Genomic DNA, 25017 nt, shown 5'->3' on the forward strand with positions numbered 1-25017 from the left:
GTCACTCGAACATTGCGGGAGTGTGATCAGCTGCGGATCAGGTCAGGGGGATGGTGATCTCGTCCTCGACCGGCGGGTCCAGCTCCTGCGGGCGGTTGCCGGTGGCGGCGAAGCAGCGCAGCCGTACCGCCTCCGGGGTGACGTCGAGGCGCAGGAAGCACTTGAAGAACGGCGGGCTGTAGGTGACCGAGCCCGGGGAGAACAGCTGGGTGTAGATCTTCTTCACGGGCAGCCGGAAGCGGGAGCCGCGGCCCGGGCGGCTGCCGGCGCCCAGCAGGGTCGCGACCAGGCGGGTGCGGCGGGTGACCCGGGTGTCCGGGGCGGGGGTGCGGCCGGTCCTGATGCCGAGGCGCTCGGCGATCACGGCCGTGGCCTCGGCCTCGCTGAGCGTGAAGAAGCGGGGGAGGCGCAGTCTGCGGCCGTACAGCCGGCTGTAGAAGGCGAGGGAGTCGCCGCGCAGCGGGTAGCAGCGGAAGTCGTCCTCGGTGACGTTCGCGATCGACACCGGCGGGATGGTGTGGGTGGCGTGCATGAAGGCGCCGCCGCCGCCCGCGACCACGTACTGGATGGTGCGGCCGTCCACGTCGACGGGGTAGCGCTGGTAGTTGTGGATGTCGCCGCCGATCGCCGCCACATAGTGGTGGGCCGGGTCGCGGACGATGTCGTCGACCGTGCCGCCGCCCTCGATCGGGCAGGGGTGGTGCTCGCCGTCCACGTACAGCGGGGAGCCGGTGACGAGGATCTTCGGGCGCGGCCCCCGGGACACCTCGCGCAGCCAGGCGCCCTGTTCGGCGTCGATGGTGCCGAGCAGCCCGGTGTCGATACCGACGATCCGCACCGGCCCGGCGTCGATGGCCCAGTAGGGGCCGGGCTGTACGGCAGTCTGCTCCTGCGCCGACCGCAACTTCCGGGCCTCCGCCAGGAGTTGCTCGTCGGCCGGGCGCGGCCGGTGCCACAGCAGGGCGCGCCACCAGGCGCGGGCCGGCGGGCGGGGCTTCGGCTCGGCCGGGAGCGGCGGGGCGTCGTCGCAGAAGACGCGCATGAAGGCGCCGAGGTCCTCGTACCAGTCGTGGTTTCCGGGTATCGCGTAGATCGGCGCCGGATAGTCCTGGTACGGCCGGAAGAACTTGGTGCCGTAGTCGTCGGTGGCCCCGACCGGATAGATGACGTCGCTCGCGATCACCGCGAAGTCGGTGTCCCGACCGGCCTTCAGGAAGCCCGGCACGACGGCGTACTGGGAGTCGTCGCCCTCACCGGTGTCGCCGATCACCATGAACGAGAACCGGTCCGCCTCGTGACGCCGGATCACCTTGTCGGCGGGTGCCCCGGCGGCCGCCTGCTGCGCCACCCAACGGCTGCGGGTACGGCCGGTCGGATCGCCGAACCAGGATGCCAGCACCCCGTTGCGGGCAGCCCACATGGTCCTCGGGTCGAACCAGAACAGCTTCTCGACATGGTCCGGCATCAGCCGGCGATAGGCGCCGCGCTCGGCCTCGCCCCAGCCGGCGCCTTCTGCGGTCTCGCGTGAGGAGTCAGACACGCGGGAACCGTACAACGATCAACGGGCTGCTGTGGCGCGGGGGTTCGGACAGGGCGGTTCGTTCGCACCAGTGGCGTCCTGGGCCTGACATGCCGTATCACTGCCTCGGACAGATGCTCCGACCGCTGCGGCTCGCAGAAGCGCGCCGGGAGTCGGCCGTCCTCCCCGTCACCTGGTCAGCGACGAGGTGTGGGAGGTACGGTCCGGCCGCGGTGTCGGTGGCCCTGGCCGTCCGTCAGCCGCCGGATCAGCTCCGGCCAGACGACCGGATCGTGGCCCGGGACCAGCTCGTAGCCCTTGTCCGCCGCCAGTCGTTTGAGGTGCCGGATCGGCGCCAGGGTCGCCTCCGGGGGGACGCCGATCGACGTTCCGGCGGGGCGCTCCTCGTCGATGTTCTCCGTCAGGTCGGCCGCGTCGCAGGTGAACACATAGCCGCCGCCGTCGGCGAGGTCGACCACGAAGCTCTGGTGGCCCGGGGTGTGCCCGGCGGACAGGACGGCCGTGACACCGGGCACGATCTCCTGGTCGCCGTCGCCGAGGCGCCAGTCGATGCGGGGGTCGTCGAAGTCCACCCGGAAGATCGTCTCGCGCTCCACCTCGGGCCGTCCCGACAGCCCGAACTCCAGCTCGGCACGCTGGATGTGCACCGGCACCCGGCCCGCGAAGTGCTTCAGACCGCCGGCGTGGTCGGCGTGCAGATGGCTGACGGCGACGGCCGTGATCTCCTCCAGCGCCACGCCGACGGCGGCCAGCGCCGCCGGCAGGGGCTCGCCGGGGCCGGGGAGCTCTGGCTGGTAGGAGGGGGAAGGGTAGTACCGCCGGCGCAGCTCGGGGTCGCGCAGCAGGGCCGCGTTGAAGCCGGTGTCCAGCAGCAGCCATCCCTCCTCGGTCTCCAGCAGCACGCCCGGCACGGGTTCCCGCACCCGTTCCCCGTGCGGGGCGCCGTGCACCGACACCGATCTGGGCAGCTCCTCCCAGCCGAGGATGAGGGGCAGAACGCGCCGTACGCCGTGTCGGGTCATGGTGCTCCGTCCGTTGTCGGGGGTTCAGAGGTCCAGTTCGAGGATCGTCGAGGCGGCGCGGCTGACACAGATCATCATCGTCGTGGCGGCCGCCCGCTCCTGCGGCCCGATCACCGAGTCGCGGTGGTCCGGGGTGCCGGCCAGGACGGGTGTCTCGCAGCTGCCGCAGTAGCCCTCCTCGCAGGAGTAGGGCACGTCCGGCACACGGTCCCGTACGACCTCCAGCACCGACCGGTCCGCCGGCACCGCCAGCCGCAGCCCCGACCGGCGCAGCACGACCTCGAACCGCCCCCGCTCCGTGTCCTCCTCCGCCCGGACGGGCGGGCCGAACCGCTCGATGTGCAGCGGACGTGCCGGTACTGCGGTGCGGCACAGCTCGGACACCGCGTCCAGCATCGCCGCGGGGCCGCAGGCGTACACGGCGTGGCCGGGCGGGGCGGCGGCGAGTTCCGCGGCGAGGTCGGGCAGGCCCGCCTGGTCCTGGGGGACCAGCCGGACCCGGTCGCCGCCGAGCGCGGTCAGCTCCTCGGCGTAGACGAGGCGGGAGCCGTCCCGGGCGCCCAGGACGAGACGCCACGGCAGACCGCCGGCGGCCAGCGCGCGGGCCATGGGCAGCAGCGGGGTGACGCCGATGCCACCGGCCAGCAGGAGGTACCCGGGGGCCGGGAGCAGCGGGAAGCGGTTGACCGGGCCGTCCACCGTCAGCTCCCGGCCCACGAGGGCCGTTTCGTGGAGTTCCCGGGAACCGCCCCGGCTGTCCGGCGCGCGATGCACCGCGACCGTCCAGGCGGTGCGCTCCTGTGGATCCCCGCACAGCGAGTAGGTGCGGCGCAGACCGGACGGCAGGGTCAGTTCCACATGGGCGCCGGGCTCCCACGGGGGCAGCGGCAGGCCGTCCCGCCGGGCCAGCCGCAGCTCGACGACCTCCTCGGCGATCCAGCGGGCCTGGCGGACCAGAAGACGCGCAAAGGCCGGTGCGGGCGGGTCAGAAGACACGGAAGTACTCCCGTTGTTCCCAGTCGGTGACCTCCTGGTCGAAGCGGGCGATCTCGGCCCGCTTGACGCTCGTGTAGTAGGCCACGAAGTCCTTGCCCAGCCGGTCGGTCAGCTCCCGGTCGGCCTCCAGCGCGTTGAGCGCCTCGCCGAGGGACCGCGGCAGCGGCTCCGCCCGGGTCGCGTACGGCTCGTCGGCGGCCGGACCCGGGTCCAGGCCGCGCGCCACTCCGTTCAGACCGGCCGCGAGCTGGGAGGCGAGGTAGAGATAGGGGTTGGCGGCCGGTTCGCCGATGCGGTTCTCCAGCCGGGTGGACGACGGGCCGTCGCCCAGGACCCGCACCATCGCGCCCCGGTTGTCCCGCCCCCAGACCGCGCGGTCGGGCGCCAGCGACAGCGACCGGAACCGCTTGAACCCGTTGAGGGTGGGCGTCGACAGCGCGCTGGTGGCTCGCGCATGGCGCAGCAGACCGCCCAGGAAGGCACGGCCGTAGGGCGACAGCCCCGGCCCGCCGACCGTGCCGCCGGCCTCGGGCTCCGGGGCGAAGACGCCCGCGTCGCCGCGCACCATGCTCTGGTGCAGATGCCAGCCGCTGGAGAACACCCCGGGCAGATGGGGCCGGCACATGAAGGTCGCGTGGTGGCCGTGCCGGGCGGCGACCTGCTTGACGGCGCTGCGCAGCAGCACCATCGCGTCCGCCGTGCCCAGTCCGTCGGCGGGTCGCAGGGTCAGCTCGACCTGGCTCGGCCCGAACTCGACCTCCAGGGTGCGCAGCGGCAGCCCCAGCTCCTCCAGCGTGCCGCGCAACAGGTCGAGCATCGGGTCGAGTTCGTCGTAGCGCAGCTCGCTCAGGTACTGGTAGCCGTGGTTGAGCATGCCCACCTCGGGTGCCGCGCCCGGCTGGCCCAGGTCGGCCGCGCCCAGCCTCGGGTCGTCCAGCCGGAACAGGTGGAACTCCACTTCCAGGCCCGTGCGGTAGGTGAGCCCGTCCGTCTGCTCCAGAACCGATCGCAGCAGCCCGCGCGTGCACAGCGGGACCGGGGTGCCGGAGGTGAACCGCAGGTCGCACAGCAGCCAGCCACTGCCCGGCGACCACGGCAGCATCCGGAAGGTGAGCGGGTCGGGCACCATCACCATGTCGGCCGCGCCGCGCAGTTCGGGCAGCCCGAGCGGGGTCTCCCGGGTGAACAGCGGGAACACCGTACGGCCCGAGGTGTCCTTGGCCAGCAGGGACGAGGCGATACCGGTGCCCTCGCGCAGTACGGCGGGCACTTCGGAGGCGGTGACGGTCTTGCCGCGCAGCAGCCCGTGCTGGTCGGCGAAGACGAGCCGCACCACCTTCAGCCCGCCGCGCTCGGCGCGGTCGCGGATCTCGGAGGCGGCGGCCGACTGCTCGGCCGTCCACGCCGCGTGGCGTTCGACGAAGTCCACCGCGCTCAGCCGTCCGTTCCGGCCGTGTGCGCCCAGCCGCTGTCGGCCCGCTGTTTCGCGGTCACGGCGGCCCAGTGCTCGGCCCAGCCCTCGGTGGGCCCGATGCCGTCGAGCGTGACCGGACCGCGCAGCTCGGCCGCGCGCGCCGCGGGCAGCACCAGCGGCGGGTCCTCGCCGCGCTCGACGGCGGATATCGCCTCGCCCAGCATCCGCCGGTACATCACGATCGCCTTGTCGGAGCGGCCCAGGTGCTCGCGGGTGCGGTCCTGGATCGCGCCCTGGCCCTCCACCGCCCACTGGTCGTGCACGTTGATGTCGGTCCCGAGCCCGGTGTACGTCGTGGTCAGCTGCTCGGCGGGGTCGTAGCCGTAGCCGTTGGAACGGCCGAAGCGCGGGCGGTAGTCGGGCAGGGTGACCGCGTCGACCCGCTGCCGGCGCATCTCCGCCCGGTCGACCGGACCGCCGACGCTGGTGAACTGGGCGTACCAGTAACAGGACGTGTCGTCGATCGGCACATGCCACTGGGTGATCGCGGTCTCGGCGTCCAGCGGGATGTGGAAGCCGTGCGGGAAGACCTGGTGGGTGACCCGGACATGGGTGCGGCTGCCGTCCATCACGCGGCCCTCGGTGTCGGTGCCGTCGAGCGTGCGCAGCGCCGTGATCCGGATGCCGTAGGGGGTGCGGACGGCGTCGATGTCGGGACGGCCGTACTCCCGCAGGATCTTCGTCATCGGCAGGTCGGTGCCCTGGGAGGCGGCCCGGAACTGCTTGCCATAGCTGTCGGAGGGGTCCTCGTCCTGGAAGAAGCGGTGCAGGTACGAGGCGTGCGCGGGGTCGATGCCGACCTCCAGGGCCTGGAGCCAGTTGCACTCCAGCAGGCCCTTCCAGGCGAAGGTGTGCCCGACGGGGGCCTCGAAGCAGTCCAGCGCGGGCAGTTCGGGCGGCTCGCCGGGGCCGAGGTAGCCCCAGATCACGCCGTTGATCTCGCGCACCGGGTAACTGCCCAGCCGGACCCGGGAGGCGAGGCCACCGCCGGCCGGTTCCGCCGGGGTGTCCAGACAGGCGCCGTCCCGGCCGAAGAGCCAGCCGTGGAAGCAGCAGCGCAGCCCGCCGTCCTCCAGCCGGCCCAGCGCCAGATCGGCTCCCCGGTGCGGACAGCCCCGGTCGACCAGACCGAGCTCACCGTTCCCGTCCCGGAACAGGACGAGGTCCTGCCCCAGCACTTTCGGGGCCACCAGGGGCCGTACGCCGTCGAGTTCCTCGCTCAGGGCGACGGGCTGCCAGTAGCGGCGCATCCAGGTCCCGGCGGGCGTGCCCGGACCGGTCCTGGTGAGCCGTACGTTCTCTTCCTCGCGCATCTGACGCCTTTCTGTCCCGGTCACGGAGACCGTAATGATGGAAGGATCCAGAGCGCCAATAATTGGATCCAATATTTACGTGGACGTAACAGCCTCTCCGGCGGCGCACGTTGAGCACGCACACCGCCATGGCCGCGTCGGCTGCCATCATCACCAGACCCGCCCTGCCCCGTCCGGTGGCCGCCATCACCGCGGCCAGCGGCAGGACGGCCAGGTGTGCGGCGAGGAACGGCCCGCGCGGGGCGACCGGGTGACGGCAGAGCAGCACGCCCGCCGCCACCCAGCAGAACGACCGGGCGAGTTCGATCCCCGGCCCGTCGAGCGCGTGCAGCGGCGGCAGATGCCAGGCGTACGCCGACACCGTCCAGACCACCGCGCCCAGGCGGGCCCCGCCGCGCTCCCGCGAGGAGAGCGGCCCGGTCGCGCCGACGGCGTGCGCCAACAGGCCCGGCCCCAGCACCGCCAGCGACTCGAAGCGGACCATCGCCCACACGTGTGCGTCCACCCCGCCCGGTGCCCGAACCAGCAGCAACGGGACGGCGAGCACGGCCGCGGCCGCCGCGGCGGTGAGGACACACCGCCCGGTCAGCCGCCGGGCCCCGGGCACCAGGACGATCCGGAGCGCGGGCCACGCCAGCGTCAGCGTGACCGCGAGAACAGCTCCCAGCAGACCGACGGCGACCGTCGGGTCCGCCGGTCCGTACCCGGTGCCCACCGCGTCGGTGTGTCCCGCGTGGCCGCCGTGCCCCGAGGCGGCACCGGCGGTGAGTACGGCGGCCCCCGTCACGACCAGGACCGCGAGCGCGGCGAGCGATCGCAGTACTGGGGCCCTGGGCGGGCCGTAGACGGTGGTCATCCGGCGCAGCAGTGGCCACCGTCCGCCTCCGCCGTGGTGGCCGGCGGATGGCAGGAGACCGGCGCGGGAACGTCCAGGGCGGGGTTGCGGTCGAAGAAGCCGTCCGGTTCGAGGCGCAGCCGCGCCCGGGCCACCGGCATCACCGGCCACTCCTCGGGACGCGGGAAGTGGTGCGAGCCGACCGTCGCCCACAGCACCAGATCCGTGCCGTCCAGCGAACGGTCCTCCTCCTGCCAGCGGTGCACCCCGTCCGCGCCGGGCTCGGCCTGGTTGGGGTACTCGCCGGCCACGAACCGCCGCGCCGGGTCGTACTCCGTCGCCCACAGCTGCTTCGCCACGAACGGCGCCCGCCGCGCGCACACGCTGTCCGGACGCACCGGCAGCACCGCCGTGTTCTCCACGTGCACCCGGTACGCGGTCGGCTCACCCATCCGGTTGCGCGCCTCGGTGCTCTCCACCCGCCAGTGCAGGGCCCGGGAGGCGTCCGTGGACCGCCCGCCCTCGGCTTCGCTGAGGACAGGGCGCAGGACCGTCCGCGCCGCGTTGCCGTACGGGTCGAGCGACGGGTCGCTCTCGTGCTCGGCCGTCACCTCGACCAGCCGGTTCGCCGTCCCGTCCACCGCCATGTCCAGCCGTACGGCGAAGAAGTGCTGGTGGTTGGTGACCGCCACGTTCGGGGCGACCCGCCGGGCGTACGGCGTCTCCTCGTCCTCCGTGACACCGGTCGCGGAGAGGATGCCGGTCATCTTGATCTCCAGCATGACCGAGCCGTCCTGGTACAGGGACCAGTAGAAGCCGTAGTCGTAGTTGGCGACCGTGGCGAACGCCGAGATGATCAGGCGGCGGGAGCGGCGCACCTCCGTACGGCCGGTGCGTCCGTCGTGGTGCTTCCAGAGGATCCCGTCGTCCTCCTCGTGCATGCACACCGCGTTGGGGATGACCCGGGGCACGCCGTCGCCGCCGAGGACCGCCGCGTCGAAGTAGTGGATGACGCCGAGGCAGTCGCAGCCCAGGGCGAGGGAGTTGGTGAGCGGCCCGGCGCCGTACTCGCCCCAGTCGAAGAAGTTCTTGCGGTACTGGGTGGAGGCCGTGTCGAAGTACGGCACGTACATCTCGTTGACCGAGGCCCGGCGGATCACCTGGCGCGGCCCCCTGCCGCCCGCGTCGAAGCTCAGGTCGTGCAGCACCAGGCCCTCGCGGTGGCTGAAGCCGACCTGCACCGACCAGCCCTGCCAGTCCACCCGCTGCCCGGTCACGGTGAAGCTCGGCCCCTCGGGCTGGATCACCTCCAGCGGCTTCAGACCCGCCCGTTCGGGCACGGTCCCGGCGGCGAACACCCCGGACTCCTCCGACAGCGGCACCACCCCGTGGTCCTCGATGTACAGCACCTCCATCGACTCCATGTCGATGATCGGCACCACGCCCTGCACGGGCCGCGCGTAGCCGTTGTCGTCCTCCGACTCGCGGTGCCACACACTGCCCCAGGTCAGCCTGCGGCCCGGGTGCTCGGGCGGCTCGAACCCGCCGATCGACTCCGGGTCGACCATCACCAGCGACACGTCGTGGATGCCGCGCAGCGCGAGCGCCTCCCGGAACCGCGGGTCCGCCCGGCACGCGGCGGCGGCCTGCCGGGCCTCCTCCGACGAACAGCCGGGGCTGCGCACGTCCAGTTCACGCCAGGCCATGGACTGCGGTTTTTCGCCGAGTTCCAGGTCGACTTCGTAGCCGAGGCGCGCCGAGGGGCAGATCACCACCGCGCGGGCCCGCCGGGCGTCGCCGGGCCGGGCGGTGCGCGCGTGGTGCTCGTCCAGGGCGACGCCCCAGAACCGGGCGTCCCCGGTGACCCGGGAGTCGTCCTTCAGCACCTTGACGGCGACGGCCAGTTCGGCGGCGGTCAGGGGATCCAGCGGGTGGGGTGCGGCGGCGGACGCGGGGCGGGGCGCGAGGGTGCTCATGCGGGGGTTCCTTCCGGGGTGGTGCCGGTGGTGCGAGTGGTGCCGGGGGTGTCGGGTGCGAGGTGGATCGTGCCGCCGTCGGCTCGGGGGTCGGAGGCGGCGTCCAGGCGGCCGTCACGGGTGAGCCGGGCCACCTGGACATGGCCGGCCAGATCGCTCGGACCCGGGGCGGTGACCACGGGAACTCCCGGTGACACGGCGGGCGTTGCCGCTGGAACCGAGCCGGGTTCGGCGAGCAGCGTCTGCTCCTCGAAGCCGATGTCCCGGGCACCGATCACCCAGCGCGGGTCCGCGAGTACGGCCGCCGGGTCGGCGTCCGGGTCGGCCAGCCCGGGCAGGGTCTGGGCGAGGATCTGCGGCTGGGCCCGGCCACCCTGGCAGCCGGCCGCCAGCAGCAGCGCGGGGGAGCGGCCGATCACCGGACACAGCGTGTGCGGCGGGCGCGCGCCCGGGCGCAGCAGGCCGGGATGCCCGGGGAGCAGACTGAACGCCGAACCCCGGTTGTGGAGCACGATCCCGGTGCCCGGGTCGCAGAGTCCGGAGCCGAAGGTCTGGTAGACGCTCTGGATGAGCGAGACCGCGAGTCCGGAGGAGTCCACGGCCGTCACCGCGACCGTGTCACCGGACGGCCGGAACGGCGGCCGTGGCGGGAGCGTGCCGGCCAGCGGCGCCGGGTCGAGCAGCCCGTCGAGGTCGAGCCGCTGCCCACGCGGATCGCCGAGCAGCCGGTCCCGGGCGGCCGAGGCATCCTGGCAGCGGGCGGCCAGCAGACGGGTGCGCTCCGCCGCGGAGCGGCCGGGGGCACCGGCCGCCGCGGACAGCAGGGCGGGGAGTACGGCGCCCTGACTGGGCGGGGGCGCGGCCCACCAGCGGACGCCCATCGGCTCGACGCCCATCGACTCGTCGCCCAGGGCTTCGCCGTCCACCGGCTCGGCGTTCACGGCCTCGGCGTCCTCCGGCTCGGCGCCCATCGCCTCGACGCTCACGGTCTTGACGTCCGCAGCCTCGGCGCCCAACGGCTCGACATCCACCGCCTTGGCGCTCACCGTTTCCGCGCCCCCGTGCTCGACGCCCCCCTCCGCGATGCTCACCGGCTCCGCGAACTCCGCCCGGTGCGCCGCCAGGTCGGCCGCGATGAGCGGGCTGCCGAGGTCGCGCAGTCCGTCGGCGAGTGCTTCGGCGACGGCGCCCCGGTAGAACGACCAGGGGTCGTCGGCGAGTTCGTCGAGCACCGTCGCCAGCCGGGGCTGGGGGAGCGGGGCGCCCTCCGTGACCAGCCGGCCGTCCGGGCCGGTCAGCAGCGCCGACAGGCCCGGATCGGCCTTGATCCGCGCCTCGTTGTCCCGTACCGCGCGCGCCAGCCCGGCCGAGACCGTCGCCCCCGCCCGCGCCAGAGCGGCGGCGTCCCGCAGTGCGGCGGCGAGCGCGCCCGGCGTGCCGTACGCCTCGGCGAGCGCCGCCCAGCCCGCCACCGCGCCCGGCACGGTGACCGTCCCCGGACCCTGGGCCGGCATCCTGGAGTCCGCCGCGCGCAGCGCCTCGACGTCGGTGCCCGCCGCGGCCGCCCCGACGGACAGCAGCGCCCGCACGGTGCCGTCGGGGGCGTGGACCAGGGCGACCAGGTCGCCGCCGAGGGAGCACTGGTGCGGGTAGACGACGGTCAGCGCGGCCGCCGCGGCCAGCGCCGCGTCCACGGCGTTGCCGCCGCGCCCGGCCGCCCGCCGAGCCGCGGCGAGCGCCGCGGGGTGCGGGGCGGCCAGGGCCAGTGCGTCGGCCGGGGTCACGCGGCGTCCTGGGGCAGCAGCAGGGTGCGCGACGGGGCCGCCTCGGCGCCCTGGAGGGGCACGGGTAGCGAAAGCATGTCGTAGACCCCGGCGGGGGCGTGCAGCAGGTCGACGACTTCAAGAATCAACACGTCCGCGCCGCACAGCAGTTGGTGTGTCTCCCAGTGCGTGGTGTAGGCGACCGCCTCGATGCTGAGGTAGTCGATGCCCGCCGTGCGCACCCCCGCCTCGATCAGCCGCTCGGCGCCGTCCGGGGCCAGGCCGACCCACTGCCGGGCCTTCCACGGACTGCGCAGCACCCCCGCCGAGTTGCTGGTGCGCAGCAGCACCCGTTCCTCGGTGCCGAGCCCCGCCGCGTCGAGGTCGGCGGCGGTGATCTGCTCCTTGACATGGGTGAGGTCCAGCACCCGGGCCGCCCCGTTGAGGGCCGACAGGTCCAGCCGGTCCACGGTCTTGCCGCCGTCGACGAAGTGGGCCGGGGCGTCGATGTGCGTGCCGGTGTGGGCGCCGATGCGCCAGCGGCTGACGTTGGACGGATCACCCGCCGTCCGCGACTCGACGACCTCCATCTCGGGCCGCCGGCCCCAGTGCAGCATGCCGGGGTGGATCGGCACGGAGACGTCGATGGCCTTGGTCACATCGAGGTGCATGACACGCTCCTATTGGATGCGGATAGTCTGTAAATGGATCCAATGTCGATGAACAGTGGACGGCGGCGGCGTGACAGACTGCTCCACCACCGCGCGGCTCCCGTCAGCCCCCGAGAAGGGTGAGACCCACTCCGATGACGCCCCAGACCGACGAAGGCGCCCTCGTCGACGACATCGCTGCCCGTATCCGCGCGCGGATCATGGACGGGGAGCTCCCGATCGGGAAACCGCTGCGCCAGGCGGCGCTGGCGGCCGAGTTCGGGGTCAGCCGTACCCCGGTGCGCGAGGCGCTGCGCCAGCTGCAGAACGGCGGGCTGATCGAGATGCAGCCGCACCGCGGCGCGGTGGTGCGGGTGCCGGCGCCGTGGGAGGTGCGGCAGGCCTACGAGGTGCGCGCGGAGCTGGAGGCGCTGGCCGCCCGGCGCGCGGCCGCCCGCATCACCGACAGCCAGCTCGCCGAGCTGCGCCGCCACAACGAGGTGCTGCGCGCGGCGGCGGGCGCCGGAGCCGCGGGCACCCCGGACACCACCCAGGCCAACGACTGCTTCCACACCGTGGTCTGCCAGGCGGCGGACAACCCCTGGCTGAGCCGGATGATCGACCGGATCAACGAGAGTTTCCCGCGCAACGTGTCCTCGCTGGCCCTGACCGGTGACGAACGCCACCGCCAGCTGAACATCCGTCAGCACGACGCCATCGTGGCCGCGTTGACCGACCGGCACGAGGACCGGGCGCAGGAGGCCATGCGCGAGCACGTCATCAGCGCCGGCGAACATCTGACCGCCTGGTACGAGCGACGCTCCCAGACCGTGTTCCACGGCTGACCCGCCTCCGGCAGTCCCGGTGACCGCCGTCACCGGGCACCGCCGGGAACCAGCCGAGCGGGGGAGAGGAAGTCCAGGTCGGGGCGGGGGAGTTCACACACCAGGTCGGCCAGGGCCGCCCCGATCGCCGGACCGAACTTGAAACCGTGTCCCGAACAGGCCGAGGCCAGCAGCGCCTGCGGCACACCGGGCACCTCGCCGACCAGGAACCGTCGGTCCGGCGTCATCGTGTACAGACACGTCAGGCTCTCCGTAACCGGGCCCGCACCGGGCAGCACCCGCCTCACCGCCCTTGTCAGCAGGGCGAGTTCGGCATCGGTCGCGGCGGGTCCGACCGCGTCCGGATCCCACGCGGGACCCGAGTCGAGACCGGCTTTCAGCCCCCGACCGTCGGCGGCCGGAAAGCCGTAGAGCAGCCCTTCCGGGAGATCGACCGAGAAGCTGCCCAGCCCGCCGGGCCCGAGCGGCCCCGCCGGATCCGCGGCGAAGTACGCGTTCACGATCCGGGTGACCGTCAGGTGCGCGGTCAGCGACGGCACCAGGTTCGGCATCCACGGCCCGGCGCACAGCACCAGCCGGCGGGCGCGCACCTCCCCGTCCGCCGTCCGGACGACGACCCCGTCGCCGTCCGGACGCCAGCCCGTGACCCGCGTGCGGTCGGCGATCGTGGCTCCGGCCCGTTTCGCGAGGGCGAGCTGGGCGCGCAGGGTCGCGCGGGCGTCGATGATCCCGGCGGCCGGGTCGTGCACCGCCGTGAACCCCTCGGGCAGCCGAAGCCCCGGGAAGATCCGGTCCGCCTCCGCGCGGTCCACCGCACGGCAGCCCGGACCACGCAGCGGATCGGGCCGCTCCCCGGGCGCCGCGTAGAGCCCGCCGGTGACCTCGACCAGCCGGGTCCCCGCGGCCTGTTCCAGCTCGGCCCAGGCCCGGTAGGCGGTGTCGACCAGGCCGTCCCAGTCGGGGTGCGGATAGGCCCGGCGGATCATCCGGGTGGCGCCGTGTGAGGAGCCGCGGTCGTGTCCTGCCGTGAACCGCTCGATCCCGAGCACGTCCAGCCCCCTTTCGGCCAGCTGCCGCAGCGCGGCGCCGCCGTGCACGCCGAGCCCGACGACCACGGCGTCTCGCCGGGCGCTCGCGGACGTCCGGGCGGCACGTGTGCGCGGGCGACGGGCCGGGGGCCGGGAGGCGGCTGCCGTAGCCGCCACGGCGGCAGGTCCCGACGCCTCCGCCCCACGACCCGTGCCCTGTGTGTCCGCCGCGATCTCCGCGACCGCCTCCACGAGGGCGTCCAGGTCGCCGTCGTCGGTGTACACGTGCACCGACGCCCGCACCACCTTGGCCAGCCCGCGCGGCTCCAGGTCCCAGCGGCCGTGGTCGGCAGGCACGGCGATCAGGTACACCCGTCGCAGCGCCAGTCGCCGCTGGACCTCGCTCGCGTCGAGCCCCTCCACCACGAAGGTGACGATCGCCCCGCCCGCCGCCGGCGGGTCGGTGAGTCGTACGCCGGGGACCGCGCCGAGCCGCTCGCGCAGCCGCGCGGCGAGGGCGGCCAGCCGGCCGAAGACGGTCGCGGTGCCGAGCGTGTGCAGGTCGGCCAGGGCCGAGCCCAGGCCGAGCCGCAGTGCGTGGGCGGCTTCCCACAGTTCGAACCGCCGTGCGTCGGGGGCCAGTTCCCAGCTGCGCTCGGCCGTCCAGCGGGCCCCGCGCACATCCGGTGCCTGCGGGGAGAGCCGTTCGAGGAGCGGTCGGCGCACCGCCAGCAGGCCCGTGCCGCGCGGACCGCGCAGGAACTTGCGGCCGGTGCCGATCAGCAGATCGCAGCCGAGGGCGGTCATGTCGACGGGCAGCTGGCCCAGTGACTGGGTGGCGTCGAGAAGAAAGGGCACCCCGTGCGCGGCGGTCAGCGCGCCGATGCCGGCGGCCGGTTCGACCAGTCCCGACGAGGTCGGCACGTGTGCCGCGGTCACCAGCGCGGCGGGACCGGTGCGCAGCGCCTGCTCCAGGGCCTCCAGATCGGTCGCGCCGTCGGGCCCGTTGGGCAGCACCTCCACCCGGACTCCCGTGTCGCGCTCGGCGGCCAGCAGGTGCAGGGCGCTGCTCACATAGCTGGAGCGGGCGGCGAGCACCCGGTCCCCGGGTCGCAGCCGCAGCGCCGACACGATGCGCTGCCAGCCGGCGGTGGCGCTCTCGACCAGGGCGATCTCGTCCGCGTCGACACCGAGCAGGCCGGCGGTACGGGTGTAGACGGCAGCCAGGTCGTCGGCGGCGAGCTTGGCCGCCTCGTAGCCGCCGTGCAGACTTTCGGCGCGCAGCTGGGCGATGACCGCCTCGACCGTGTCCGAGGCGAGCAGCGCGGCACCGGCCGCGTTGAAGTGGTGACCGGTCGCGCAGCCCGGGGTGCGGGCCCGCTCGGCGGCCAGGTCGAAACCGGCGGGGGCCGGCGGCACCGCCGTCACGGGGGCGCTCACAGCGCCATCGTGATGCTCTTGGGCTCGGTGAACCCGTCGACCGCCGCGTCGCCGAGATCCCTGCCCAGACCGGACTGCTTGCTGCCGCCGAACGCCACGGCGGGGTCGAACTCGTTGTAGGTGTTCACCCACACGGTGCCCGCCTGGAGCGCCGCAGCGGCGCGGTGCGCGCGGCCGAGGTCGGTGGTCCATACGCCGGCCGCGAGGCCGTAGTCGCTGTCGTTGGCGAGCGCGATCGCCTCCTCCTCGGTGTCGAAGGGCAGCACCGCCGCGACCGGTCCGAAGATCTCCTCCCGGGCGATCCGCATGTCCGGCGTGACGTCGGTGAACACCGTGGGCCGCACGAACCAGCCGGGTCCCGGCAGCGGTTCGCCGCCTGTGACCGCCTTGGCTCCCTCGGCGCGGCCGAGGTCCAGGTAGCCCGTGACCCGGTCGAACTGCTCCTGGGAGACGAGCGGTCCGATGTTGATCCCGCCCGAGAGGCCGGGGCCGATCCGCAGCGCCTCGACGGCCGGCAGCATCCGGTCCAGGAACTCCTCGATCACCGTGCGCTGCACGAGCAGTCGGCTGCCCGCCGTGCACATCTGTCCGGAGTGCCCGAACACGGCCCGCACGGAGGCCGGTACGGCGGCGTCCAGGTCGGCGTCGGCGAAGACCATGTTGGCGGACTTGCCGCCCAGTTCGAGCGTGAGCCGCTTGACGGACGGCGCCGCCGCGGCCATGATCAGCCGCCCGACGTCGGTGGACCCGGTGAACGACACCTTGGCCACGTCGGGATGCGCGACCAGCTCCGCCCCGGTGCGTCCGTCGCCCGTCACCACGTTGACGACGCCCTCCGGCACACCGGCCTCAAGACACAGCGCGGCCAGCCGCAACGCGGTCAGCGGGGTCTGCTCGGCGGGCTTGACGACCACCGTGCAGCCGGCCGCCAGGGCCGGGGCGAGCTTCCAGGCCGCGATCATGAAGGGGAAGTTCCAGGGGAGTACGGCGGCCACCACGCCCACCGGCTCCCGGACGCTGTACACATGCCGGCCGGGCCCGGCGGGATGTACCGTGCCGGTCAGCCGGGCCGGGGTGCCCGCGAAGTGCCGGATCGCCTGGAGACCCAGCTCCACGTCACCGCGGGCCCGCTCGATCGCCTTCCCGTTGTCCAGGGTGTCCAGGACCGCCAGCGCCTCGGCGTCCCGCTCCACCAGGTCCGCGAGCCGCAGCAGGACGTCCCGCCGGTCCCGGGGCGGCAGCGCGCGCCAGCGGCCGTCGCGGTGCGCGGCCGAGGCGGCGGCCACCGCCGCGGCCACGTCCGTGGCGTCCGCCTGGGCGATCGTGGTCAGCGGCTCGCGGGTGGCCGGGTCGAGGACCGGGATGCGCCGGGCCGAGGCGCCCGTGGTCCAGGCGCCGCCGATGAGCATGGGCTCGCACTCGGGCAGCCTGGGCAGGGTGATGCTGGGGTCCAAGGGGTTCTCCTTGTCGTTCGTGGAACGGGCGGCGCGGTTCCTCAAGCGGTTTGGCTCAAGCGGACGGCTCGAGCGTGAGGGCTCAGGTGGGATCGCCGGGCCGGTGCGCCGCGCTGGGCCAGGGCTCGCGCACGGCCGCCGAGACCGCGCGGGCGGTGGTGAGCACACAGCGGTCGAACTCCGCCCGCCCGTGGGCCGCGTTCGCCTCGGAGACGTCCCTGCCCCACACACCGGTCTCGCTGACCTGGTCCATGCGGTAGTCCCAGAAGGAGTCGACGTCGACGTGCGAGGTGGCCCGCTCCATCCGCACCAGCCCGGGCGCCAGGTGCAGCATCACCGAGGTCTCGAAGTAGTTGGCGTGCATCAGCGCCCGCCCGTAGGTGACATGGCCGTCGACCTCGGGCCCCGGGTACATCGTCACGTACCCCAACGCCCGTACCCGGGCGTCCCGGTGACGCACCCTCAGTTTCTCGGCGGACACGTCGAGCGCGCCGTTGTTCCAGATGTGGCCGTTGAGCAGGACGAACTGCCTTACGCCGCTGGCGTACAGGGAGTCGATCACGTCCTCCACGACGGCGATCAGCGTCTCGGGGCGCAGCGCCACCGTCCCGGCGAAGCCGCCGTGCGAGGCGGACACGCCGAAGGCCAGCGGCGGCAGCACCGGCACGCCCGTCAGCGCGGACACGCCCAGGGCGACCGCCTCGCAGATCCGGGTGTCCACGGCCAGCGGCAGATGAGGGCCGTGCTGTTCGGTGGCGCCCACCGGGATGATCACCGCGTCGCCGGCGGCGACGGTGGTCCCGGCCTCCTGCCAGGTCAGCTCCTCCCACGGCAACGGCGCTCCGCTGCCGCCGAGTTGCGCGGCGAGTGCGGGCACGTCAAGGCCGGTGGGGACGCTCAGACCGTTCGGCCCTGTGATGACGGACGGCATGTCTCTCCTTTCCTCGGGGGTACCGGGGTGTCGTTTCCTCGGGGGCGCGGGGCTGTCGTTCGGGGTCACCAGCGGCGCCGGCTCTTCTCCGGGAGCAGGTCCAGGGCGCGTGCCGGGACAGGACGGTCGCCGTCGACCGTGGTGATCCACACGACGGCGTCCGGGCAGTAGTCGCTGATGAGTTCGCGGCACACCCCGCACGGCGCGATGATCCGGAACCGTCCGGCGGGCTTGATCTGCACGGACACCACCGAGGTCACCGCCAGCGGCGCACCGGGCGGGAGCCCGCCGCGCGCGGTGCCGAGGGCGACGCCCTCCGCGCAGATCGAACTGCGCCGGCAGGAGCCCTCGACATGGACGCCGGTGTGGATCCGGCCGTCCGCGGTGCGCAGGGCGGTGGCCACCTCGTGCCGGTCCGGCTGCCACACCCGGTCCAGCAACGCCTGGGCCACGGACAGGAGTTCGGCGTCCTGCTCGCTCATCTCCGGCGGGACGACCACGGGTGCGGCGGTCATGCGCCGAGCCCCAGCAGGCGGGCCATGTTGCCGCCCTCGATCAGCGCCCGGTCCTTCTCGTCCTCGACCGCCTTGGCGATCTTCATGCGCTCCAGGTCGAAGTCCGAGCCGGGCCACTCGCTGCCCATGAGGATCTGCCGGGGGCCGAGCCGCGCGTAGGCCCGCTTCACATCGCTCATCAGCGTCGCGGACGTCTCCAGATAGACGTGCGGCTGCCGTTCGGCCACGATGATCGCCTCCGGCACGTTCCACACCGCGCCCATGTGCGCGATGATCGTCGGCACCCCGGGGTGGTCCCGGGCGATCTCCTCGATGGCCAGGGGCGCGCAGAAGGCGTCGTCGAGGGCGTTGACCAGCACCATCAGCCCGCGTCTTGCACAGGCCTCGAACACCGGGTCGAGCAGCCCGTGGTCGGCCACGTGGTAGCCGTGCAGGCTCGGATGCAGTTTCAGACCCACCAGTCCGGCGTCGGCGATCCGGTCGATCTCCTCGATGGCGTCGTCCGCCTGCGGCAGCACCTGGCCGAAGCCGAAGAACCGGTCGGGGTGCGCGGCCACCAGCGAGGCGATGAAGTCGTTCTCGATGCGCTGCGCGAGCGAGCACACCATCGCCATGTCCACCCCCGCGGCGTCCATCCGGTCGAGGATGCGGCGCGGCTCGAAGGGCTTGTAGGGCGGCGGCGCCTCGCCCTTGCGCGCGCCGGTCAGGTAGTCGGAACGGCCGCGCACGTCCTGGGTCGTGTTGTAGGCGTCGATGATCAATGCGGGTCCTCACTCACGGGTACGGGGCCGAGGGGCAGATGGCAGCGCACGCGGCGGCCCGGCGATATCTCGCGCAGTTCCGGGTGCCGGGTGCGGCAGAGGTCGGTGGCGAACGGGCAGCGGGTCCGGAACAGACACCCCTCCGGCGGGTCCGCGGGGTCGGGCAGCTCGCCCTCCAGAGGCTGCCGTTCGACGGGCGGGCCGGGCCGCAGCTCCGGCACGCTGGCCAGCAGCGCGCTGCTGTACGGATGGGCGGGGCCGGAGAAGAAGGCGTCCCGGGGAGCGGTCTCGATGATCTCGCCGAGGTACATCACGGCCACCCGGTCGGCGATGTGCCGCACCACGCCGAGGTCGTGGGAGATGAACAGCATCGTCAGACCCCGGTCGCGCACCAGGTCCGACAGCAGGTTCAGCACCTGGGCCTGGATGGACACGTCCAGCGCGGAGACCGCCTCGTCGGCCACCACGAACCGCGGCGAGGACGCCAGGGCCCGGGCGATGCCGATGCGCTGGCGCTGGCCGCCGGAGAACTCGTGCGGCTTGCGCCCGCCGGCCTCGGCCCCCAGACCGACCAGGTCGAGGAGCCCGGCCACGGTACGTTCCGCCTCGGCGCGGCTCGCGCCCCGGGAGCGCAGCAGCGGTTCGGCGACGATGTCGGCGACCGTGCGGCGCGGGTTCAGCGAGCCGAACGGGTCCTGGAACACCATCTGGAGCTCGGCCCGGGTCCGCCTCAGACGCCGGCCGCGCAGCCGGGTCAGATCGGTGCCGAGGAAGTCGATCCGGCCCGCCGACGGTTCCACCACGCGCAGCAGCGCCCGCCCGAGCGTGGACTTGCCGCACCCCGACTCGCCGACCAGGCCCAGCGTCTCGCCCTCCGCGATGTCCAGGTCGACGTCCCGCAGCGCCCGCACCCGGCCGCCGGCCCGGCCGGCGTAGTCGACCCGCAGCCCGCGGGCGCTCATCAGGACCTCGCTCATACGGCGGCTCCCGCAGCCTGAGCCGCGCGAGCCCGCGCCCGGGCCTCTGCGGGGAGCACACAGGCGTCCAGGTGGGCCGGGCCGCCATGGCGCCGCCGCAGCTCCGGGCGGCCGTCGCAGCCGTCGTGGGCGAACGCGCAGCGCGGCCGGAAGCCGCAGCCGGGCGGCCGCGCGACACCGGCGGGCGGACTGCCGGGGATGGCCGGCAGCCGCTCGGGCACCGGCCCGTGCAGCGGAGGCACCGAGCCGAGCAGGCCCATCGTGTACGGGTGCTGGGGGTCGAACAGCACCTCGTCGCGGGTGCCCTGTTCCACGATCCGGCCCGCGTACATCACCGCCACCCGGTCCGCGTCCTCCGCGACCACCCCGAGGTCGTGGGTGATCAGCAGCACGGACGTGCCGTGCTCGCGCTGTACCCGCTTCAGCAGCGCCAGCACCTGGGCCTGGATGGTCACGTCCAGCGCGGTGGTCGGCTCGTCCGCGATCAATACCGCCGGGTCGTTGGCCAGCCCCATCGCGATCATCACGCGCTGGCGCATGCCGCCGGAGAGCTGGTGGGGATAGGCGCGCGCGGCCCGAGCCGGGCCCGCGATGCCGACCTCGCCGAGCAGTTCGACAGCACGGCGCGCGGCCGCGGCGCGCGGGACGTCGCCATGGGCGCGGATCGTCTCCGAGACCTGCGCGCCCGCCCGGTGCAGCGGGTTGAGCGCGGCCAGCGCGTCCTGGAAGACCACCGCCACGTCCTTGCCGCGCACCCGGCGCAGCTCCCGCTCGGACGCCCCCACCAGCTCCCGGCCCCGGAAGGACACGGATCCGGCGATGTGGGTGCGGGGGCCGCCGTTGAGGCCGACCAGGCTCATCGACAGCGCCGACTTGCCCGACCCGGACTCGCCGACCAGCGCGAGGATCTCGCCCCTGCGCAGCGTCAGGTCCACCCCGTCCACGGCGGGCAGCCGGCCCGCCGGCACATCGAACCCCACACACAGCTCACGGACTTCGAGCACCGCCTCCGGAGGGGGCGCGTCGTGCGCGCCTCCCGACGCGGTCGTGTCGTGGGCGGCCTCCGGACCAGTCACGCCATGCGCGCCCTCCGGCGCCGTCATACGGCACCGCCCACGGCCAGCGCCGCCCGGTGGATCAGCTCGGCGACGCGCTCGGGCCACACCAGGGTGGTGTAGTGGCTGCCCGGCACGTGCTCGACGGTCGCCTTCATCCGCTCGGCCATGAAGTTCTGGATCTCCGGGCGCAGGGTGCGGTCGTCGTCGGCGACCAGGTACCAGCTGGGCAGCGACCGCCAGGCCGGGACACCGGTCGCCTGGGTGAAGATCAGGTTGTCCGCCTTCCGGCCCTCCGCCTCGACGACCGCCCGCTGCTCGTCCGACAGGTCCGGGCCGATCTCCGCCCAGAACTCCGCGCTCGGCTCGGACTTCCACTCGCCGTTCGGGCCGCGTCGCATGTACTTGGAGATCTCCGCGGGTTCGTAGCGCTCCACGATCCCGTTGACGGTCTCGCCCTCGTCCGGCCCGAACGCGGCGATGTAGACCAGCCCCGCGACACGCGGATCGCGTCCCACGTTCGTGATCACCGCGCCGCCGTAGGAGTGCCCGGCGAGCAGCACCGGGCCGCTGGTGCCCGCGAGCGCGGCGGTGGTCTCGGCGATGTCGTCGGCGAGCGAGGTCATCGGGTTGGTGACCGTGACCAGCCGGTGGCCGTGGGCGGTGAGCAGCGGCTGGACCGCCGACCAGGTGGTGGGCCGTCCGCCGGCGCCGTGGACCAGCACGATGTCCATCGGGATCATCCTTTGCGTAGGCGCGGGTCGAGGACCGTGTAGAGCAGGTCGACCGCGTGGTTGACGAGGGTGAACAGCAGGGCGATCGCGAGGGCCGCGCCCTGGACCACCGGGTAGTCGCGCTGCAGCACGCCCTGCACGAGGAGGCGTCCGACGCCCGGGTAGGAGAAGACGGTCTCGGTGACCACCGAACCGCCCAGCAGGGACCCGAACTGGAGCCCGAGGACGGTGACGATGGGCAGCCAGGCGTTGCGCAGCACGTGCCGGCGCACCACCGCGCCCTCGCCGAGGCCCTTCATCCGGGCGGTGCGCACGAAGTCGTCGCCGAGCACCTCCAGGACGGAGGCGCGCACGATCCGGGTGATGAAACCGGCCATCGACAGCGCGAGGGTCACCGCGGGCAGGATCAGGTGCTGGAACCACGGCCACACCAGTTCGGGCCGGTCCTGGAGGATCGCGTCGAGCAGGACGAAGCCGGTGGTGGGCCGGTAGTCCAGGGTGCTTGGCAGCCGGCCGAGGACCGGCAGCCAGCGCAGCCACACGCCGAACACCACGATGGCCAGCACGCCGAGCGCGAACCAGGGCAGCGAGAAGCTGACGGTCGCCACGGCCCGGGTCGAGGTGTCGATCCAGGTGCCCCGGCGCAGTGCCGCGACGACTCCGGTGACGACGCCGAGTACCACCGCGACCGTCATGGCCGCGAGGGTGAGCTCCACGGTCGCGGGCAGCGCGTCGCCGAGCAGGCCGAGGACGCTGTTGGAGCCGTAGAACGAGGTGCCGAGGCGCAGATGGACCAGGTCGTCGAGGAAGTGCCCGTACTGCGTCAGCAGCGGCTGGTCGAGTCCGAGGGCCTTGGTGACGCGTTCCTCGTTGGCGTCGAACTGCCCGGCGGAGGTGTTGCCGCCGCCCGCCGCGAGCGAGGTCGCCGGGGAGCCCGGCAGCAGCCGTATCGCCACGAACACCAGGGAGGCCAGCGCGAACAGCACGACGGGGATCACGGCGAGCCGCCGCACGAACGCCCCGACCGCTCCCGCCGGCCGGGGCAGGCGCACCCCGGTCAGCACCCCGGTGCCCGCGCTCATGCCGTCCCCCTCGGGTCGAGGGCGTCCCGCAGGTCGTCGCCGACGAAGTTGCACGCCACGACGAACAGCAGGGTGAGGGCGGCGGGCAGCACCACCAGCCGGGGAGCGGTGTACAGGAACTCCTGCCCGGCCTGCACCATGTAGCCCCAGTCCGGCTGCGGCGGCTGGATGCCCAGGCCGAGGTAGGACAGGCCGGCGGCGAAACCGGCCGCGATCGACAGCGTCATGACGACCTGGGCGAGCAACGGGCCGCCGATGTTGGGGAGTACCTCGCGCAGCAGGATGCGGGGCGCTCCCGTGCCGCCGAGCCGGCAGGCCACGACGTAGTCCTTGGCGGCCTCGCGTGCGGTCAGGGTGCGGGCCAGCCGGGCGAGACCCGGCGCCAGCGAGCTGCCGATACCGACGACCAGACTGACCGTGCCCGGTCCGGCCGCCGCCACCAGCAGGATCACCAGCAGGATCGACGGGAAGGCCAGCGCCAGGTCGACCAGCCGCATCAGCGCCTGCTCCACCACGCCGCCCGCGTATCCGGCGACCAGCCCGACCAGGGTGCCGATGCCGGCCGCGAGCGCGGTCGCCGCGAAGGACACCAGCAGCAGCGGACGGGCTCCGTGCACCAGCCGGGCCAGCTCGTCCCGGCCCAGGTCGTCGGTGCCCAGCGGATGCCCCGGCGCCCCGGGCGCCAGCAGCGCCGAGGAGGTCTGGCGCAGCGGGTCGGCCGCCACGACCAGCGGTCCGAGGAGGGCGATCAGGACCGTCGCGGCGAGCAGCAGCCAGGCGAGCAGCGCGGGCCAGGAGCGGGCCACCCTGCGCCGGCGCAGCGCGCCCAGAATCCGTCGTGCCGTCCCGGGCCGGGGCGGGGAGGCCGCGGCGGCGGGGGCTGCCGCCTCCACCGCCACGGCGTCGACCGCGGCGCCGGTCTCAGACACTGGCCTTCTCCATGTAACAGCGGTGGTTGGCCAGGGCGTCGGTGTTCATGCCCTTCACGTCCGCACCGCTGACGACCAGGTTGCTGAAGCAGGCCAGCATCGACAGGACCATGTACTCCTCGGCCCACCGGCGCTGGATCTTCGTGTAGGCGGCGGTGCGCTTCTTGGTGTCGGTGAGGTTCTTGGCCGTGTAGAGGTCGTCGGCGAGGGAGGCGGCGCCCTTCAGGGTGTCCATGCCGGAGAGCTTGGAGCCGTAGATGCTGGTGGGGCTCGCCATGGCGCCGACCATGTCGTCGGGGTCCGGCACGTAGGTGTTGCGTTCCCAGATCATCAGGTCGTGGTAGTCGTCCTCCCCGTCCAGGAGCCGGCTGAAGTAGGTCGCGGGGTCCACCGAGGTGGTGGCCACCTTGAAGCCGACGTCGGTGAGGTTCTGGGCGATGATCTGGGCCGCCTTGGGGTGCCAGGAGTCGCTGGCGGCCATGAGCCGGATGGTGCGCCCCTTCGCCCCGGCCTCCTCGACCAGCCGCTTGGCCTGCGCGGTGTCCTGGGTGCTGAGGTCGGCGAGCGCGGTGTCGTAGCCGCTCTGGGCCGGCGGGATGGCGTAGCCCCTGGGTTCGGCGCCGACGCCGTAGAACGCCTGCTGGAGGATGGCCTTGCGGTTGATGGCCAGATTGATGGCCTTGCGCACCTTCAGTTCGGGGACCCGGCGGGCGTCGATCATCATGATGGCGTCGGCGTTCTGCGGGGTGTCGTACACCTTCACCGCGCTGTCCTTGCGCAGCTGTGAGACGGCGGAGTACGGGGCGAACTGGGTCGCGGACACGTCGCCGCTGAGCAGCGAGCTGACGATGGTGGACGGGTCCTGGACCTGGCGCAGCACCAGCCGGTCGATGGGGGGTTTGCCCAGCCGGAAGCCGTCGAAGGCCTCGAGCGTGATGGACTGCCCCGCGGTGGCGGTGGAGAAGGCGAACGGCCCGGTGCCCACGAGGTGCTTGCCGATGTCGGCGCCGTACTTGTCCAGCGCGGACTTGGAGATGATCCGGCCGCCGATGTCGGAGAGCTTGCCGAGCACGGTCCGGTCCGGCTTCTTGAGGACCATCTTCACGGTCATGTCGTCGGGTGCGGTGAGCGATGCGACGTTGGCGCCCATGCTCGACAGCGGCCGGGTCGCGCCCTTGGGCAGCGTCTTGTCGTCCGGGTCGAACTGGCGGCCGAGGCTGGCGAGCACGTCGGCGGAGGTCAGCGCGGTCCCGTCGTGGAACTTCACCCCTTCGCGCAGGGTGAAGGTGTAGGTGAGCTTGTCATCGGATATGGTCCACGTCTTCGCCAGGTCCGGTGTGGGCTCGTTGGTCTCGAAGGAGATGAACGTCAGGCCGCGGCAGATGCAGTCGACGGCCATCCAGTCGCCCAGGGAGGTGTAGAAGGCCGGGTCGTTGACGGCGCTGGTGGCGTCGATGGCCAGGGTGAGCGTGCCGCCCTTCCCGCTGCCGCCCCCGTCCTGGGCCGCGGCACCGCACGCGGTGAGCAGGGCGGGCAGCCCGAACCCCACGCCCACGCCGAGCAGTCCGGCACCCCGGAGCATCGTCCGGCGCGAGACGTCCCGCGACCCGGTCGCCGGCACCGACGACGGGGTGGCGGCGGCGGTCGAGGGCGATCCAGATGTGTGGTCCGGCATGGGGCCTCCTTGGGCACCGATC

The 25017-nt window shown here is 73.5% G+C and carries 20 protein-coding genes; 1 reads left to right on the forward strand and 19 read right to left on the reverse strand.

Features of this window, described 5'->3' with window-relative positions; genetic code table 11:
* Positions 1-37: 37 nt before the first annotated feature.
* From KVT45_RS17225 to KVT45_RS17260, 8 genes are all read right to left on the reverse strand, one after another.
* A complete protein-coding gene (locus KVT45_RS17225; protein WP_217548382.1) occupies positions 38-1540 on the reverse strand; it encodes a metallophosphoesterase in 1503 nt (500 codons plus the stop codon).
* Positions 1541-1716: 176 nt separating this feature from the next.
* A complete protein-coding gene (locus tag KVT45_RS17230; RefSeq protein WP_217548384.1) occupies positions 1717-2562 on the reverse strand; it encodes an N-acyl homoserine lactonase family protein in 846 nt (281 codons plus the stop codon).
* 24 nt (positions 2563-2586) lie between these two features.
* A complete protein-coding gene (locus KVT45_RS17235; protein ID WP_217548385.1) occupies positions 2587-3558 on the reverse strand; it encodes a PDR/VanB family oxidoreductase in 972 nt (323 codons plus the stop codon).
* A complete protein-coding gene (locus tag KVT45_RS17240) occupies positions 3548-4987 on the reverse strand; it encodes a glutamine synthetase family protein (protein ID WP_217548387.1) in 1440 nt (479 codons plus the stop codon). Before KVT45_RS17240 ends, KVT45_RS17235 begins: the two co-directional genes overlap by 11 nt.
* 5 nt (positions 4988-4992) lie before the next feature.
* Positions 4993-6369 (reverse strand): aromatic ring-hydroxylating dioxygenase subunit alpha, encoded by a 1377-nt coding sequence (locus KVT45_RS17245; protein WP_308310750.1) that lies wholly within the window; start codon positions 6367-6369, stop codon positions 4993-4995.
* 828 nt (positions 6370-7197) lie between these two features.
* Positions 7198-9156: a primary-amine oxidase gene (locus KVT45_RS17250; RefSeq protein WP_217548389.1), complete on the reverse strand. Its 1959-nt coding sequence runs from the start codon at positions 9154-9156 to the stop codon at positions 7198-7200.
* On the reverse strand, positions 9153-10940 hold the full coding sequence (locus tag KVT45_RS17255; RefSeq protein ID WP_217548390.1) for a gamma-glutamyltransferase: 1788 nt from the start codon (positions 10938-10940) through the stop codon (positions 9153-9155). The genes KVT45_RS17250 and KVT45_RS17255 overlap by 4 nt, the downstream gene beginning before the upstream one ends.
* Entirely contained in the window at positions 10937-11590 is a 654-nt protein-coding gene (locus KVT45_RS17260) for a cyclase family protein (protein WP_217548392.1), read from the reverse strand. Before KVT45_RS17260 ends, KVT45_RS17255 begins: the two co-directional genes overlap by 4 nt.
* 134 nt (positions 11591-11724) lie before the next feature.
* Between KVT45_RS17260 and KVT45_RS17265 the strand changes: the two genes are divergently transcribed.
* Positions 11725-12414: a GntR family transcriptional regulator gene (locus KVT45_RS17265; protein WP_217548394.1), complete on the forward strand. Its 690-nt coding sequence runs from the start codon at positions 11725-11727 to the stop codon at positions 12412-12414.
* A 29-nt stretch (positions 12415-12443) separates the two neighbouring features.
* Here the strand turns inward: KVT45_RS17265 and solA are convergent, their stop codons facing one another.
* The 11 genes from solA to KVT45_RS17320 all read right to left on the reverse strand — a co-directional run bounded on the left by solA (position 12444) and on the right by KVT45_RS17320 (position 24995).
* Entirely contained in the window at positions 12444-14882 is a 2439-nt protein-coding gene (gene solA, locus KVT45_RS17270) for an N-methyl-L-tryptophan oxidase (RefSeq protein ID WP_217548395.1), read from the reverse strand.
* Positions 14879-16336, reverse strand: coding sequence for an aldehyde dehydrogenase (locus tag KVT45_RS17275; RefSeq protein ID WP_254646923.1), 1458 nt, complete (start codon positions 16334-16336; stop codon positions 14879-14881). The genes solA and KVT45_RS17275 overlap by 4 nt, the downstream gene beginning before the upstream one ends.
* Before the next feature lie 82 nt (positions 16337-16418).
* Positions 16419-17267: a creatininase family protein gene (locus KVT45_RS17280; protein WP_217548397.1), complete on the reverse strand. Its 849-nt coding sequence runs from the start codon at positions 17265-17267 to the stop codon at positions 16419-16421.
* A 65-nt stretch (positions 17268-17332) separates the two neighbouring features.
* Positions 17333-17782 carry a cytidine deaminase gene (locus tag KVT45_RS17285; protein WP_217548399.1) on the reverse strand — a complete coding sequence of 150 codons (450 nt, stop codon included), beginning with the start codon at positions 17780-17782 and terminating at the stop codon, positions 17333-17335.
* Complete coding sequence (locus tag KVT45_RS17290; protein WP_217548400.1) at positions 17779-18543, reverse strand: amidohydrolase family protein; 765 nt, start codon at positions 18541-18543, stop codon at positions 17779-17781. Before KVT45_RS17290 ends, KVT45_RS17285 begins: the two co-directional genes overlap by 4 nt.
* Entirely contained in the window at positions 18540-19520 is a 981-nt protein-coding gene (locus tag KVT45_RS17295) for an ABC transporter ATP-binding protein (RefSeq protein WP_217548402.1), read from the reverse strand. Before KVT45_RS17295 ends, KVT45_RS17290 begins: the two co-directional genes overlap by 4 nt.
* Positions 19517-20596 carry an ABC transporter ATP-binding protein gene (locus KVT45_RS17300; RefSeq protein ID WP_308310751.1) on the reverse strand — a complete coding sequence of 360 codons (1080 nt, stop codon included), beginning with the start codon at positions 20594-20596 and terminating at the stop codon, positions 19517-19519. Before KVT45_RS17300 ends, KVT45_RS17295 begins: the two co-directional genes overlap by 4 nt.
* A 23-nt stretch (positions 20597-20619) precedes the next feature.
* Positions 20620-21309 carry an alpha/beta hydrolase gene (locus tag KVT45_RS17305; RefSeq protein ID WP_217548406.1) on the reverse strand — a complete coding sequence of 230 codons (690 nt, stop codon included), beginning with the start codon at positions 21307-21309 and terminating at the stop codon, positions 20620-20622.
* A gap of 5 nt (positions 21310-21314) precedes the next feature.
* Complete coding sequence (locus KVT45_RS17310; protein ID WP_217548408.1) at positions 21315-22391, reverse strand: ABC transporter permease; 1077 nt, start codon at positions 22389-22391, stop codon at positions 21315-21317.
* Positions 22388-23320, reverse strand: a complete 933-nt coding sequence (locus tag KVT45_RS17315; protein WP_308310752.1) for an ABC transporter permease — start codon at positions 23318-23320, stop codon at positions 22388-22390. The genes KVT45_RS17310 and KVT45_RS17315 overlap by 4 nt, the downstream gene beginning before the upstream one ends.
* Complete coding sequence (locus KVT45_RS17320) at positions 23313-24995, reverse strand: ABC transporter substrate-binding protein (protein ID WP_217548410.1); 1683 nt, start codon at positions 24993-24995, stop codon at positions 23313-23315. Before KVT45_RS17320 ends, KVT45_RS17315 begins: the two co-directional genes overlap by 8 nt.
* Positions 24996-25017 lie beyond the last annotated feature (22 nt).

This window comes from Streptomyces sp. GbtcB6 (genome assembly GCF_019091475.1).
In the GTDB taxonomy this organism is placed as follows: domain Bacteria; phylum Actinomycetota; class Actinomycetes; order Streptomycetales; family Streptomycetaceae; genus Streptomyces; species Streptomyces hyaluromycini.